General features: G+C 71.6%; 15 protein-coding genes. 9 read left to right on the forward strand and 6 right to left on the reverse strand.

The features are described from left to right. Positions 1–137 precede the first annotated feature (137 nt). Together ACZ6S4_RS08015 and ACZ6S4_RS08020 are read right to left on the reverse strand one after the other, a co-directional pair. Positions 138–995 (reverse strand): glutamate ABC transporter substrate-binding protein, encoded by an 858-nt coding sequence (locus tag ACZ6S4_RS08015; RefSeq protein ID WP_465474197.1) that lies wholly within the window; start codon positions 993–995, stop codon positions 138–140. Between the two features lie 98 nt (positions 996–1,093). Further along, positions 1,094–1,840 (reverse strand): amino acid ABC transporter ATP-binding protein, encoded by a 747-nt coding sequence (locus tag ACZ6S4_RS08020; RefSeq protein WP_465474198.1) that lies wholly within the window; start codon positions 1,838–1,840, stop codon positions 1,094–1,096. Between the two features lie 139 nt (positions 1,841–1,979). Here ACZ6S4_RS08020 and ACZ6S4_RS08025 point away from each other — a divergent pair, with 139 nt between their 5' ends. Genes ACZ6S4_RS08025 through ACZ6S4_RS08035 form a run of 3 tightly spaced genes read left to right on the forward strand, consistent with a single transcriptional unit; the run spans position 1,980 to position 5,461 of the window. Then, positions 1,980–2,465, forward strand: a complete 486-nt coding sequence (locus ACZ6S4_RS08025; RefSeq protein ID WP_465474199.1) for a hypothetical protein — start codon at positions 1,980–1,982, stop codon at positions 2,463–2,465. A 21-nt stretch (positions 2,466–2,486) separates the two neighbouring features. Next, positions 2,487–3,980: a tRNA (N6-isopentenyl adenosine(37)-C2)-methylthiotransferase MiaB gene (miaB, locus tag ACZ6S4_RS08030; protein WP_465474200.1), complete on the forward strand. Its 1,494-nt coding sequence runs from the start codon at positions 2,487–2,489 to the stop codon at positions 3,978–3,980. A 38-nt stretch (positions 3,981–4,018) separates the two neighbouring features. After that, complete coding sequence (locus ACZ6S4_RS08035; RefSeq protein WP_465474201.1) at positions 4,019–5,461, forward strand: diguanylate cyclase domain-containing protein; 1,443 nt, start codon at positions 4,019–4,021, stop codon at positions 5,459–5,461. On the opposite strand, the gene ACZ6S4_RS08040 is transcribed toward ACZ6S4_RS08035, so the two are convergent. Continuing rightward, positions 5,462–6,196 (reverse strand): SDR family oxidoreductase, encoded by a 735-nt coding sequence (locus tag ACZ6S4_RS08040; RefSeq protein ID WP_465474202.1) that lies wholly within the window; start codon positions 6,194–6,196, stop codon positions 5,462–5,464. A gap of 78 nt (positions 6,197–6,274) precedes the next feature. Here ACZ6S4_RS08040 and ACZ6S4_RS08045 point away from each other — a divergent pair, with 78 nt between their 5' ends. Beyond that, a complete protein-coding gene (locus ACZ6S4_RS08045) occupies positions 6,275–7,168 on the forward strand; it encodes a LysR family transcriptional regulator (RefSeq protein WP_465474641.1) in 894 nt (297 codons plus the stop codon). Here the strand turns inward: ACZ6S4_RS08045 and ACZ6S4_RS08050 are convergent. Then, positions 7,111–7,446 (reverse strand): winged helix-turn-helix transcriptional regulator, encoded by a 336-nt coding sequence (locus ACZ6S4_RS08050; RefSeq protein ID WP_465474203.1) that lies wholly within the window; start codon positions 7,444–7,446, stop codon positions 7,111–7,113. The genes ACZ6S4_RS08045 and ACZ6S4_RS08050 overlap by 58 nt on opposite strands. Positions 7,447–7,501: 55 nt before the next feature. On the opposite strand from ACZ6S4_RS08050, the gene ACZ6S4_RS08055 reads away from it, so the two are divergent. Next, entirely contained in the window at positions 7,502–7,966 is a 465-nt protein-coding gene (locus ACZ6S4_RS08055) for a group II truncated hemoglobin (RefSeq protein ID WP_465474204.1), read from the forward strand. 17 nt (positions 7,967–7,983) lie between these two features. Further along, positions 7,984–8,928: a threonine ammonia-lyase gene (locus tag ACZ6S4_RS08060; RefSeq protein ID WP_465474205.1), complete on the forward strand. Its 945-nt coding sequence runs from the start codon at positions 7,984–7,986 to the stop codon at positions 8,926–8,928. Positions 8,929–9,021: 93 nt separating this feature from the next. Here the strand turns inward: ACZ6S4_RS08060 and ACZ6S4_RS08065 are convergent, their stop codons facing one another. Next, on the reverse strand, positions 9,022–10,230 hold the full coding sequence (locus ACZ6S4_RS08065) for a DUF349 domain-containing protein (protein ID WP_465474206.1): 1,209 nt from the start codon (positions 10,228–10,230) through the stop codon (positions 9,022–9,024). Positions 10,231–10,408: 178 nt separating this feature from the next. Here ACZ6S4_RS08065 and miaA point away from each other — a divergent pair, with 178 nt between their 5' ends. Genes miaA through ACZ6S4_RS08080 form a run of 3 tightly spaced genes read left to right on the forward strand, consistent with a single transcriptional unit; the run spans position 10,409 to position 12,941 of the window. Next, positions 10,409–11,320 (forward strand): tRNA (adenosine(37)-N6)-dimethylallyltransferase MiaA, encoded by a 912-nt coding sequence (gene miaA / locus ACZ6S4_RS08070; protein ID WP_465474642.1) that lies wholly within the window; start codon positions 10,409–10,411, stop codon positions 11,318–11,320. Then, complete coding sequence (gene dapF / locus ACZ6S4_RS08075; protein WP_465474207.1) at positions 11,320–12,171, forward strand: diaminopimelate epimerase; 852 nt, start codon at positions 11,320–11,322, stop codon at positions 12,169–12,171. The genes miaA and dapF overlap by 1 nt, the downstream gene beginning before the upstream one ends. Beyond that, a complete protein-coding gene (locus tag ACZ6S4_RS08080) occupies positions 12,171–12,941 on the forward strand; it encodes a glycerophosphodiester phosphodiesterase (RefSeq protein ID WP_465474208.1) in 771 nt (256 codons plus the stop codon). Before dapF ends, ACZ6S4_RS08080 begins: the two co-directional genes overlap by 1 nt. A 47-nt stretch (positions 12,942–12,988) precedes the next feature. Here ACZ6S4_RS08080 and ACZ6S4_RS08085 read toward each other — a convergent pair whose 3' ends face one another. Beyond that, positions 12,989–14,449, reverse strand: coding sequence for an NAD-dependent malic enzyme (locus ACZ6S4_RS08085; protein ID WP_465474209.1), 1,461 nt, complete (start codon positions 14,447–14,449; stop codon positions 12,989–12,991). Positions 14,450–14,586: the final 137 nt, after the last annotated feature.

Consider the following 14,586-nt stretch of genomic DNA (forward strand, 5'->3'; position numbering starts at 1 on the left):
GAAAGAAGAAAGTGGGGAGGTGCGGGGGGGGGGTGGGGGGGGGGGGAGAAGCTGTCTTTCCCCCCTCCTCCCCACGGCGAGGAAAGAAAGAAGGGGGGGGGGGCCCCCCCCCCCCCCCCCGCCCGTCCATCAGAAGATCAGCTGCAGTTGGTCAGCTTGGCGACGTCGAGAGTCGGGGCCGCCTGGCCGCTCTTGCCCAGCGTGGTGTCCCACGCCGCCTTGTACGAGCCGTCAGCCGCGGCCGCCTTCAGGATTTCGTTGATCTTGTTGCAGCCCTCGGTGTCGTCCTTCTTGAGGCCGACGCCGTACGGCTCCTCGCTGAACTTCTTGCCGACGACCTTGAACTTGCCGGCGTACTGGTCCTGAGAGGCGTAGCCCGCCAGGATGATGTCGTCGGTGGTGACAGCGTCGACCTGACCGCCGGCCAGCGCCGTCACGCACTTGGAGTACGCGTCGAACTGCTGGAGCTTGGCGTCCTTGTACTCGGTCTGGATCCGCTTGGCCGGCGTGGAGCCGGAGACGGAGCAGACCTTCTTGCCGGCCAGCGACTCCGGGCCGGTGATCGTCGACGCGGTCGGCACGAGCAGGTCCTGACCGGCGATGTAGTACGGGCCGCCGAAGTTGACGACCTTCTTGCGCTCGTCGTTGATCGTGTACGTCGCCACGACCAGGTCGACCTGGCCCTGCTGGATGAACGGCTCACGGTTGGACGACACCGTGGTCTTGTACTCGATGCCGGTGTCCGGCACGCCGAGGCCCTTGGCGATGATCTTCGCGATCTCGACGTCGAAGCCGGTGTACGTGCCGCCGGTCTGCAGGCCCAGGCCGGGCTGGTCGGCCTTGACGCCGACGACCAGCTTGCCGCCGGCTGCCTTGCCGATGATGCCGCTGGCCTTGGAGTCGGAACCCGACCCGCTGTCGTCGCCGCCACATGCCGCGGCGGCCATCGCCAGGGCGAACGCCCCGACCGCTGCCGTCATTCGGGTGATGCGCATCGTCCCGCTCCTCTGACTTAGAACTGCGAATTGCTGGAAACTGGAGAACATTGTCGAACCTGCACGCACAACGCAGAGGGGGTATCCGCTGTGGACATTCAGTGGGTGAGGATCTTCGACAGGAAGTCCCGGGCGCGCTCGCTCTTCGGGTTGTCGAAGAACTCGGCCGGGGGCGCCGACTCGACGAGCTGACCGTCGGCCATGAAGACCACCCGGTTGGCGGCGTGTCGCGCGAAACCCATCTCGTGGGTGACCACGACCATCGTCATGCCCTCCCGGGCGAGCGAGGTCATCACGTCGAGCACCTCGCCGACCATCTCGGGGTCGAGCGCGCTGGTCGGCTCGTCGAAGAGCAGGGCCTTGGGCTGCATGGCGAGCGCCCGGGCGATGGCGACACGCTGCTGCTGACCGCCGGAGAGCTGCGCCGGGTACTTCTCCGCCTGGCTGGCGATGCCGACCCGGTCGAGCAGGGCCATCGCCCGCTCGCGGACCACCGCCGGCTTCTCGCCGCGGACCTTGACCGGGCCCAGCATGACGTTCTGCAGGATGGTCTTGTGCGCGAAGAGGTTGAACGACTGGAAGACCATGCCGACCTCGCTGCGCAGCCGGGCCAGCGCCTTGCCCTCGGCCGGCAGCGTCTGCCCGTCGAAGGTGATCGTGCCGGAGTTGATCGGCTCGAGCCGGTTGATCGCCCGGCACAGCGTCGACTTACCGGACCCGGACGGTCCGATCACGACGACCACCTCGCCACGGTCGACCGACAGGCTGACATCCTGCAGGACGTGCAAGGGGCCGAAGTACTTGTTGACGCCGTCGAGAACGATGAGAGGCTCGCTTGTCGGCACCGTCGGACCACCGTCCCGTCGTTGGGTTCACTCGGATGGGGTCACTCTATGGGCGCGGTTGTATCGGTTCACGCCGAGATTGGTCACGGAGCGGTAACTGTGCAGGTGTACGGCCGAAGGGATGTCCACGATGAGCGGTATGGCTGACGCCGATCCGAGTGACGGGCTTTGGAGCTGGTGTGTCGCCGGACGCCTGGATGCGGCTTTGGTCCGCGACGCTCTGTCGGGTGCTCTGCAACGGCCGGTGACGACCCTGGACGTTCCGGTCGCCGACGCGGTGCTGTGCGACGTCTGGCATGTCGGCGGCGACTTCCCGACGGCGATCGAGTGCTTCCTGGCCCCGGGCGAGCTCACCGAGGCGACCATCGCCAGCGCCGTCGCGGTCCGGCTCGGCGCCGACCTGCTGCTGCCCGACGACACCCTCAATCCCACGAGGTACGTGCTGGCCGAGCCGGACGGCACGCTGCGGGCCGTGCACGTCGACGAGGTCGAGACCGACGACGGTACGGAGCGCCGGCACGTCCGCCCCTGCACAGGCTCGGACCCGGCCTGCGCCCGCGGCCCCGGTTGCAGCCGTTCGCGGTTCAAGCCGGCCCCGACGCCCGAGCGACCCGCGGCGGCCTAGGGACTACCCTGGTCAATTGCCATGACTACCGAGACTTCTCCCGCCGCCGCCCGCACCTATGACGTGCGCACCTACGGCTGCCAGATGAACGTGCACGACAGCGAGCGCATCTCCGGTCTGCTGGAGGGCGCCGGCTACGTGCGGGCCGCCGACGCCGACGCGGCGGACGTGGTCGTCTTCAACACCTGCGCGGTACGGGAGAACGCCGACAACCGCCTCTACGGCAACCTCGGCCACCTGCGCCCGACCAAGCTGAAGAACCCGGACATGCAGATCGCCGTCGGCGGCTGCCTGGCCCAGAAGGACCGCGGCGACATCGTCAAACGCGCGCCCTGGGTGGACGTGGTCTTCGGCACGCACAACATCGGCTCGCTGCCGGTGCTGCTGGAACGCGCCCGGCACAACCAGGACGCCGAGGTCGAGATCCTCGAGTCGCTCGAGGTCTTCCCGTCGACGCTGCCGACGCGCCGCGAGTCGACCTACGCCGGCTGGGTGTCGATCTCGGTGGGCTGCAACAACAGCTGCACTTTCTGCATCGTGCCGTCGCTGCGCGGCAAGGAGAAGGACCGCCGCCCCGGCGACGTGCTGGCCGAGGTCGAGGCGCTGGTCGCCGAGGGCGTGCTCGAGGTCACCCTGCTGGGCCAGAACGTGAACTCGTACGGAGTGGAGTTCGGCGACCGGCTCGCGTTCGGCAAGCTGTTGCGCGCCTGCGGCGGGGTCGAGGGCCTGGAGCGGGTCCGCTTCACCAGCCCGCACCCGAAGGACTTCACCGACGACGTGATCGCCGCGATGGCCGAGACGCCGAACGTCTGCCACTCGCTGCACATGCCGCTGCAGTCCGGCTCCGACGACGTCCTCAAGGCGATGCGGCGCAGCTACCGCTCGGAGAAGTACCTCGGCATCATCGACAAGGTCCGCGCCGCGATGCCGGACGCCGCCATCACCACCGACATCATCGTCGGCTTCCCCGGCGAGACCGAGGACGACTTCGAGCGCACCCTCGACGTGGTCCGCCAGGCCCGCTTCTCCAGCGCCTTCACGTTCCAGTATTCGAAGCGCCCCGGCACCCCGGCCGCGACGATGGCCGACCAGCTGCCCAAGCAGGTCGTCCAGCACCGCTACGAGCGGCTGATCGCCACGCTCGAGGAGATCACCTGGGCGGAGAACAAGAAGCAGGTCGGTCGCGAGGTCGAGGTCCTGGTCGCGACCGGCGAGGGCCGCAAGGACGAGCGCACCGGCCGGATGAGCGGCCGTGCCCGCGACGGCCGGCTGGTGCACTTCGCCACCGGCGAGCTGACCGGCATCCGGCCCGGCGACATCGTCACCACCGAGATCACGTACGCGGCCCCGCACCACCTGAACGCCGACGGCGCCCCGCTGAGCCACCGTCGCACCCGCGCCGGCGACGCCCACGAGGCCGGCCGGGCCCCGCGCACCGCCGGGGTGACGCTGGGGCTGCCGACCGTGGGCATCCCGGCGCCGCTGCCCGCGACCACCGGCGGCTGCGCGCTCTAAAGGCTCAAGAAGCACGGCCCCCAGCCGATCCGGGGGCCGTGGTTCTGCGCTGGTACGCCGTGATCTCCTTCGCCCTGGTGGCGGGGTATCCGGTGCTGTCGTACGACGCCCGCACGGTCCCGTTCCTGCTGGTCACCCTGGGGGCTGTCCCGACGGTGCTGATCGGCGTCCGGCGCAGCCCGCGCACCGCCCGGCTGCCCTGGTGGCTGCTGCTGGCCGGCTTGGTGGTGTTCAACCTCGGCAACCTCGTGTGGCTCTGGATGATCTACGCGGAGGGCCGCGTCTCCGGCGACGGCTCGCTCGCGGAACCGCTCTACAACCTGGCCAACCTGTTGATGCTCGGCGGCGCGGTGGTCGTGGTGCTGCGGCGTGGGCGGCGCGACGTCGGTGGCGTCATCGACTCGGCGATCACCGCGCTGGCCCTCGGCGGCCTGCTCTGGGACGCCGTGCTGCTGCCTCAGCTGCACGCCACCGGCACGCCGATGCCGAGCCAGGCCGCCCTCTTCGTCGACGTGCTGATCATGGCCGGCTCGCTCGGTGCTCTGTTGCGGGTGTCGCTGGTGGCCGGCGGGCGGTTGCCGGCCGTGTGGCTGCTCGCCGTCGGCATGGCCGCGGGCCTGCTGGGCAATGTGGCCGCCGCCATGATCATCGATCCGGCGACCGGCGTCGGCGCCGACTGGACCACCATGGCCTACCTGGCCGGGTACGCGCTGCTCGGCTGCGCGGCCCTGCACCCTTCGTCGGCGCTGATCACCGGATCGGGCCCGGCCCCCGCCGACGACCTGTCCGCGGCCCGGCTGACGTTCCTCGGCGTCATGACCGCGCTGATACCGGTGGTCGGCGGTGGCCGGGTCATCCTCGGCCTGCCCACCGACGGGCTGCTCATCGCCGTCGGCTCAGCGCTGGTGATCCCGCTGGTCATGATCCGGATCGCGCGGCTGGCCGGTCAGCGCCGCCGCGCGGAGCGGGCGCTCCGCCGAATGGCCACCCACGACGCCCTGACCGGCCTGCCGAACCGGGCGGCCTGCCTGGAACGGCTCGAGACCGACCTGGCCGACCTGCGCACCGACCACCTGGCCGGGCTGGCCGTGCTCTTCACCGACCTCGACGGCTTCAAGCCGGTCAACGACCGGCTCGGCCACGCGGCCGGCGACGAACTGCTGACCGCGGTGGCCGGCCGGCTGCGCAGCTGCGTACGCGAGCACGACCTGGTCAGCCGGTTCGGCGGGGACGAGTTCGTGGTGGTGTGCCGCGACGCCGACCCCCGGGCCGCCGTGGACGCGATCTGCGCCCGGATTCGCGAGATGGTCGAGCAGCCGCTGACCGTGGGCGGCGAGACCGTCCGGATCGGGCTGAGCGTCGGCGTGGCCTTCGCCGGCCCGGCCGCCACCACCGACGACCTGATCGGCCGGGCCGACCTCGCCATGTACGCCGCCAAGCAGTCCAAGTCGATCGGCACCCTCAGCCTCGCGCTGGCCTGATCACCAGGGCACCGGCCCCTCGTCGTTGAAGAAGCCGCCGGTCGGTCCGTCCGCGCCCAGCGTCGCGAGCCGGACCACGATCGCCGCTCCCTGCTGCGGCGTACGGGGCGCCCGGTGGTCGGTGAAGTCGGTGGCGACCCAGCCGGGATCCGCCGCGTTCACCAGCACCCCGTCCTTGGCCAGCTCCTTCGCGTACTGCACGGTCAGCGAGTTGAGGGCGGTCTTGGACGGCACGTACGCGGCGCTCGGCGGCATCTGGGCCAGCGGCCCGTCCGGGTCGCACATCGCGGCCAGCGAGCCCACGCCGCTGGACATGTTGACGATGCGGGGAGCGCCGGACCGGCGCAGCAGCGGCAGCATCGCGTTGGTCACGGTCAGTACGCCGATGACGTTGACGTCGAACACCGCGCGGAACACCGCCGGGTCGACGGTGCTCGGTGCCTGGGCCAGGCCGCCGCTGATCCCGGCGTTGTTCACCAGTACGTCGAGCCGGCCGAACCGCTCCTCGACGGTCGCGGCCGCCGCCCGGGCCGTCGCCGGGTCGGTCACGTCGAGCGCGACCCCGTACACATTCTCGTGGCCCGCTTCGCGCAGGGCCGTGACTGCTTCCTCCCGGCGCTTCTCGTCCCGCGCCCCGAGGAACACCGTCATGCCGCGCTCGGCGAGCTGCGCGGCGATCTCGTAGCCGATGCCTTTGTTCGCCCCGGTCACCAGGGCGATGGTCTGTTCCGTCATGCCCTCAGCGGACCATCGCGGCCCGGTGAGCGGAATGACCGATGAGGTCTCGGGCGATACCGTGGCGGTATGGAGCGGCTGGAGACGCGCGAGCTGTCCTACTTCGTCGCGGTGGCCGAGGAACTGCACTTCGGCCGGGCGGCGCAGCGCCTGGGCATCGCCCAGCCCCCGCTCTCCCGGGCGATCAAGCAGCTCGAGCGCCGGCTGGGCGTGGTGCTGTTCGAGCGCGACAGCCGTCAGGTGATGCTCACCGAGGCCGGCGCGGTGTTCCTGCACGAGGGCCGCAAGGCGCTGGACGCGGTCGCCGCCTCGGTGCGCCGCACCCAGCGGGCCGGTCAGCCGGTCCGCAAGCTGGTGCTGGTGATGAAGCCGAACACCGACGGCGGTCTGCTGGGCGACATCCTGGCCGCCTACGCGTCCGCGCCGGAGTCGGTCGGTGTCGAGGTGCTGATGTGCGGGATCGGCGAGCAGGCGCGGCTGCTGCGCGAGGGACAGGCCGACGCCGCGCTGCTGCATCACCCGTTCGACGACACCAGCGGCTTCGACGTCGAGGAGCTGCGGGTCGAGGGTCAGGTGGCGGTCGTGCCCCGCGGGCACCGGCTGGCCGGGCGCGGCAGCATCCGGCTCGCCGACCTGGCCGGGGAGGTGCTGCCCCGCTGGCCCGGCATGCCCGCGGACGCCGCGACCGGCCCAGTGGTGCACGAGGCCGCCCAGCTGCTCCAGCTCATCGCCCTCGGACAGACGATCGCCGTGCTGCCCGAGTCGGCCGGTGACGAGTTGCGCAGCGAGCTGGTCTGCGTGCCGGTCAGCGACGCCGTCCCGATCGTGTCGATGCTGGCCTGGCCCGAGCGCAGCACGTCACGGTCGCTGGCCGCGTTCGTCCGGGTGGCGGCCGACATCGCCACCAAGCACCGTCAGAGCGAGTCCACCTTCGCGCCGGTGCGCCCGGCCCGGTCCACACCCCAGTCGTAGAGCGCCTGCAGCACCGGCGCCAGGGTGCGCCCCTCGTCGGTCAGGTCGTATTCCACGTGCGGCGGCACGGTACCCAGGTCACGCCGGGTGATCAGGCCGTCGGCCTCCAGCTCGCGCAGGCGCTGGCTGAGCATCTTCTCGCTGATGCCCGGCGTGCGGCGGCGCAGCTCACCGTAGCGGTGCACGCCCTCCTTGAGATGGGAGAGCAGCACCGTGCGCCAGCGGCCGCCGATCACGTCGACGGTCAGCTCGACCGGGCAGGAGTAGCTCTTGGGCACGCACCATTATGTGCGTTCTTGTGGTCGGTTGCGGGCCCGTGGTGGGCTGGGCGCCATGGCTGACACACCGACGCTCTACGAGTGGGCCGGCGGCACCGACGCGTTCGTCCGGCTGACCACGGCTTTCTACGCCCGGGTCACCGAGGACGAGCTGCTCGGGCCGCTCTTCGCCCGGATGGATCCCGAGCATGCCCGGTACGTCGCCCTGTGGCTCGCCGAGGTCTTCGGCGGGCCGGCGGTCTACACCGAGGAGCACGGCGGCTACTCGCACATGGTGAGGCAGCACCTCGGCATGGCGATCACCGAACCGCAGCGGCGCCGCTGGATCGAGCTGATCCAGGACGCCGCCGACGAGGCCGGGCTGCCCGACGACCCGGAGTTCCGGGCGGCGTTCCTGGGCTACCTGGAGTGGGGGACCCGGCTGGCCAAGCAGAATTCCCAGCCCGGTGCCGACGTCGTGCAGCAGGCGCCGGTGCCGCGCTGGGGCTGGGGAGTGGCGCCGCCGTACCTGCCGGGCTGAGCCGCGATGATGGTCGGATGCTCAGCTTCGCCGATGTCACCAGAGCCCGCTCAGTGGTCCACCAGCACCTGCCGCCGACACCCGCGCGACGCTATCCGGCGCTCGACGCGGCGACCGGGGCGACCGTCCTGGTCAAGCACGAGAATCTGCAACCGGTCGGGGCGTTCAAGGTACGGGGTGGACTGACGCTGCTCGCCGCGATGTCCGAGCAGGACCGCGCCCGCGGCACGGTCAGCTACTCCACCGGCAACCACGCGCGGTCCCTGGCATACGCCAGCCGGGCCTACGGCGCGCCGTGCACGGTGGTGATGCCGGCGACGGCCGCTCCGGCCAAGGCGAAGGCCATCGAGGAGCTGGACGCGCAGGTCGTCCTGCACGGCGACGACCTGGAGGCGGCCCAGCACCACGCCGAGCAGCTGGCCGGGCAGTCCGGCGCCCGGCTGGTCAGCCCGGGGGACACACCCGAACTGCTCGCCGGGGTGGGCACGCTCTACCAGGAGATCTTCGAGGAACACCCGGACCTGGAAGCGATCCTGGTCCCGGTCGGCAGCGGTACGGGCGCGAGCGCCGCCACGGTGGTCGCCCGCGAACTGGCCCCCGGCTGCCGGGTCATCGGCGTGCAGTCATCGGAGTCGCGGGCCGCCCACGACTCGTGGCGCTCCGGTCAGCTGGAGCAGCGCCCCAACCGCACCAGGGTCGCCGGGCTCGCCACCGGTCGCGGCTACGCCCTGCCGCAGCGCGTCATGCGCGCCGGCCTGGCCGACTTCCTGCTGGTCACCGACGACGAGATCGCCGCCGCCCAGCGCCTGCTGGCCACGACGGCGGACACCATCGCCGAGGGCGCGGGCGCGGCCGCCCTGGCGGGCCTGCTGAGCCGCCGGGAACTCTTCGCGGGCGCCCGGGTGGCCATCGTGTGCACCGGCGGCAACGCCGACGAGTCGGAACTGGCGATGCTGGGCTGAGCGGAACCGGAGCAGACAACAAGAGTCCCGCCGGTCAGCCCGGATCACAGTGATCTGCTGGCGGCGGGACTCTGTGCGCGTACCGGAAAGGTTTTATCCGGCCTGTTCGGCGAGGGAGAGGAACTGGCGCTTGGACGCCAGGGCCTGCTCGGCCTCCTTGATCCGCTTGGCGTCGCCCGCGGCCTGGGCCCGGGCCAGCCGCTGCTCGGCCTCGGCCACCTGCTCGCGCATCTGCTGGAGCAGCGGGTTGTCCTGCGGCGTGGTCTTGCGCCACGCCGAGTCCATCGCGACCCGGATGCGCTCCTCGGCGGCCCGCCAGCGGCGGTCCAGCGACGCGGTCGACTCGCGGGGCACCCGGCCGGCGTCGTGCCAGGCCGCCTGGGCGTCCCGGAGCTTGTTCTGGGCGCCGCGCGGGTCCGCGTCGACGTCCAGCGCCTCGATCTCGGCCAGGATGGCCTGCTTCTTCTCCAGGTTGCCCTGGTATTCGGCGTCACGGGCCGAGAAGACCTCGCTGCGCCGGGTGAAGAAGGCGTCCTGGGCGGCCCGGAAGCGTTCCCAGAGGCGCTGCTCGGCCTCCTTGGCGGCGCGGGGAGCGGCCTTCCACTCGTTCATGAGGTCCTTGAGCCGGTTGGCCGTGGTGGACCACTCGGTCGACCCGGCCAGGCTCTCCGCCTCCTTGACCAGCTCTTCCTTGGCGGTCTGGGCCTGCTTGCGCTGACCGTCCAGGGTGGCGAAGTGCGCGCCCCGGCGGCGGGTGAAGCCGTCCCGGGCGGCCGCGAAGCGCTTCCACAGCTCGCCGTCGGTCTTCTTGTCGACGCCGCGGATGGTCTTCCACTCGTCGAGGATCTCCTTGAGCCGGTCGCCCGCGCTCTTCCACCCGGTCGACTCGGCGGCGATCGTCTCCGCTTCCTCGACCAGGGCGGTCTTGCGCGCCAGGGCCTCGCCCCGGGCCACCTCGCGGGCGGCCTTGGCCTCGCCGGCCTTCTCCTCGGCGACCGCGGTCAGCCGGTCGAGGCGGGCGGCGAGCCCGTCGATGTCGCCGACGACGTGTGCCTCGCCGAGGCTCGCGCGGATCCGCTTCACGCTGGTCAGCGAGTGTGCGGCGTCCGCGGCGCCGGACTTGAGCCGGGCCTCGATGAGGTCGACCTCGGTCACCAGATCCGCGAACCGCCGGGCGAAGTGGGCCAGGCCCTCCTCGGGTGTGCCCGCCTGCCACGAGCCGACCACGCGGTCGCCCTCGGCCGTCTTCACATACACGGTGCCGTCGGCATCCACGCGCCCGAAGGCCGTCCAGTCGTTCATGAGCCCACCCTCGTTCTCCCGGCTGCACGGGCCTCGCTGCCCGCGACCGCCGCCATAGCGCAGTCGAATGCCATCATTCCATCGGCATTCTTTCTCGCGCATTGTCACAGGTCCAACCCGGTTCCGGGGAAGCGCCCGCGAACGACCGTGACCAGCCCGTTACGGTGGCTCCGTGCCATTGCTCCCAGGTTCGCCGGTGATCGCGGTCGTCGGGCCCACCGCGGCCGGGAAATCCGCCCTCGGCATCGCGCTCGCCCACACCCTCGGCGGCGAGGTGGTCAACGCCGACTCGATGCAGCTCTACCGCGGGATGGACATCGGCACCGCCAAACTGACCGTTGACGAGCGGGAAGGCGTGCCGCACCACGTGCTCGACGTCTGGGACGTGCGCGAGCCGGCGAGTGTCGCGGCCTACCAGGAGCTGGCCCGCGCGGCCGTCGACGACATCCTCGCCCGGGACAGAGTTCCCTTGCTCGTGGGCGGCTCTGGGCTGTACGTCCGGGCTGTTCTGGAAGAGTTCGAATTTCCCGGCACGGATCCCGCCATTCGGGAGCGGCTGGAGCAGGAGCTCGCCGCGGTGGGACCGGCGCCGCTGCACGAGCGGCTGCGGACGCTGGACGAGCCGGCCGCCACCAAGATCCTTCCGTCCAACGGCCGGCGCATCGTCCGGGCTCTCGAGGTCATCGAGCTGACCGGCGCGCCCTTCACCGCATCGCTGCCGGCGCCGACGCCGCACTACCCGTCGGTGCAGCTCGGTGTCGACCGCGAGGCCGAGGCCCTCGACCAGCGGATCGCCGACCGGGTCGACCTGATGTGGGCGGCCGGCCTGCTCGACGAGGTACGCGCCCTCGACGGGCTGCGCGAGGGTCGCACGGCGAGCCGGGCCCTGGGCTACCAGCAGGCGCTCGCCCAGCTCGACGGCGAGTTCACCCAGGAGCAGGCGGTCGAGGAGACCGTCCGGGCCACCCGGCGCTTCGTGCGCCGCCAGCGCTCGTGGTTCCGCCGCGACCCGCGGATCACCTGGCTCGACGGCGCGTCACCGACCCTGACGGAGGACGCGTTGGCGGCCTGTGCGGCGGCTGCGCGATGATGGACCGCGTGTTGTTCACCAAGGGCCATGGCACCGGCAACGACTTCGTCATCCTCGGCGACCCGGACGGAGCGCTGGAGCTGACGCCTGCGCTGGTCGCGGCGCTCTGCGACCGGCACCGCGGCATCGGCGCCGACGGCGTGCTGCGCGTGGTGCGCAGCGCCAAGCACCCGGACGGCGCGGGTTTCGCCGCCGACGCCGAGTGGTTCATGGACTACTGGAACGCCGACGGCTCGCCGGCCGAGATGTGCGGCAACGGCGTCCGGGTCTTCTCCCGCTACCTGCTGGCCAACGGCCTGGCCACCCCCGGCCCCGAGGGCCTGCCGGTGGCGACGCGGGCCGGCGTCGTGCGCGCGGCGGTCGAGGCGGACATCATCTCCGTCCACATGGGCGCCCCCAAGGTGTACGCGGCCAGCACCGCCACCGTCGGCCCGCTGACCTTCCCCGGTGTCGCCGTGAACTGCGGCAACCCGCACCTGGTCTGCGGTCTGCACGACAGCCTGCCGCTCTCCTCGCTGGCTCTGCACGTGCCGCCCGGCTTCGACCCGGCGCTGTTCCCGTCCGGGGTGAACGTGGAGTTCACCACCCCGGGCGTGCCGGTGGAGGGTGCCGACCTGCACGTGCACATGAGGGTCTACGAACGCGGCTCGGCCGAGACGCTGTCCTGCGGTTCCGGGGCTCTCGCGGTCGGCGCGGTGGCTCTGCGCGACGCCGGGCTGAGCGAGGGCGTGGTGGCGGTGGACCTGCCGGGTGGCCGGCTGACTGTGACCCGCCGCGGTGACTCCTGGTGGCTGGCGGGCCCGGCCGTGCTGGTCGCCACGGGCGAGGTGGACCCGGCGGCCCTCGTCTGATGGCGGGGCTGCACCGGGTGGCGCACCGGGGCTATTCGGCCGTCGCGCCCGAGAACACCCTGCCCGCCCTGGCCGCCGGGGTCCGGGCCGGCGCGACGCTCATCGAGTTCGACGTGCGGACCACGGCCGACGGCGTGCCCGTGGTGATCCACGACCGCACGGTGGACCGCACCACGGGCGGCACCGGCCACGTCTGGGAGCTGACCCTGGACGAGATCTCGGCGTTGGACGCGGGCTCCTGGTTCTCCCCGGCGTACGCGGGGATCCGGATCCCGCTGCTGCGCGAGGTCATCGACCTGCTGCGCCCGCACGCGGTGGGCGTCACCCCGGACACCGCGCCGCCGGTCGAGCTGCTGCTGGAGATCAAGCCGCCGGCCACCCCGGAGCAGGTGAAGGTCATCCTCGGCCAGGTCTCGGAGGCCGGCCTGCTGGACCGCACGGTGGTGCAGAGCTTCGACCCGGAGGTCGTCCGGCTGGCCGGCGAGGTCGCCCCCGACGTGCGCCTCGGGCTGCTGCGGCACGGCTTCGACGAAGAGCAGTTGCAGGTGGCCCAGGAGTTGCGCCTGAGCTACGTGAACCCGAATCTGCACGCAGTGCTGGCCGACCCGCCGACGGTCGCGGCGCTCGCCGAGGCGGGCGTCGGGGTCATGCCCTGGACGCCGAACGACATGTCGCTCTGGCCCGCCCTGGTCGAGGCCGGGGTCGCCGGCCTGATCAACGACCGCACCGGCGAGCTGACCGGCTGGATGACCGCCCGCGGGCTGACCTGACCTGATTGCGCGGCCCGGCTCGCTGCCCGGGCCGCGCCGCTCCGCTGTCAGAAGGTTTCTTCGGGGGCCTGCTCCAGCTCGACCTCGGGCACCGCCGCCGGGTTGACCGGGGCGGGGGAGCCCTTGACCACCGCGCGGATCGCCGCGGCCACCGCCGGGGTCACCCGCGCGTCGAAGACGCTCGGCACGATCACCGTCGGGTTGAGCTTGTCCTCGCCGACCACGTTCGCGATCGCCATCGCGGCGGCCAGCGCCATCTCCTCGGTGAACGCCTCGGCGCTCACGTCGAGCATGCCGCGGAAGACGCCCGGGAAGGCCAGCACGTTGTTGATCTGGTTGGGCTGGTCCGAGCGACCGGTCGCGACCACGGCCGCGTGCTTGCGGGCCTCCCGCGGGTCGACCTCCGGGTCGGGGTTGGCCAGCGCGAAGACGATGGACTTCTCCGCCATCTTGGCGATGTCGTCCCCGGTGAGCAGGTTCGGCGCGCTGACCCCGATGAAGACGTCCGCGCCGACGATCGCGCCCTTCAGGTCCCCGCTGTAGTTGTCCTTGTTGGTGTGCTCGGTGAGCCACTGCCAGGTCGGGTTCAGGTCGTCCATGCCGCGGTGCAGGGCGCCCCGGCGGTCGTACGCGATGATGTCGCCCACGCCCTGGCGCAGCAGCAGCTTCATGATCGCCGTGCCCGCGGCCCCGGCCCCGGAGACCACGACCTTGACGTCGGCCAGGTTCTTGCCGACCACCCGCAGCGCGTTGGTGAGCGCGGCCAGCACGCAGATCGCGGTGCCGTGCTGATCGTCGTGGAAGACCGGGATGTCCAGCAGCTCACGCAGCCGCATCTCGATCTCGAAGCACCGCGGCGCCGCGATGTCCTCCAGGTTGATCCCGCCGTACGCCGGGGCGATCGCCTTGACGATGGCCACGATCTCGTCGGTGTCCTGGGTGTCGAGCACGACCGGCCACGCGTCCACGCCGCCGAACCGCTTGAACAGCGCGGCCTTGCCCTCCATCACCGGCATCGCGGCGGCCGGGCCGATGTTGCCCAGGCCCAGCACCGCCGAGCCGTCGCTGACCACGGCGACCGTGTTGCGCTTGATGGTGAGCCGGCGCGCGTCGGCCGGGTTCTCCGCGATGGCCATGCACACCCGGGCCACACCCGGCGTGTACGCCCGGGACAGTTCGTCGCGGTTGCGCAGTGCGACCTTGGAGTTGACCTCGATCTTGCCGCCGAGGTGCAGCAGGAAGGTGCGGTCGGAGACCTTGCGGACGTCGACGCCGTCCTGCGCCTCGAGCTGCTTGACGACCTGGTCGGCGTGGCTGGAGTCGGCGGTGTCGCAGGTGAGGTCGACGAGCACCCGGGTGGGGTCGGAGTCCACCACGTCGAGGGCCGTCACGATCGCACCGGCCTCGCCGACGCAGGTGGTGAGCCGGCCGATGGACGAGGCGTCGGCGGTCACGGCGATTCGGATCGTGATCGAGAATCCTGCGCTGGGCAGGCGGGTGGTCACCACGGTGTTCCCTCCGTCGTTGGCGGGTGCGTACCCGCATTCTTGCGCTTCGGGAATACCGGCCACCAATCCGGTGGTTACTGAAGAGTCAGACACTCCTGCGACAACGCCCCGCCGGGTTAAGTGGATGCGCGGACCCG

The organism is Actinoplanes sp. NPDC051405, assembly GCF_055586185.1.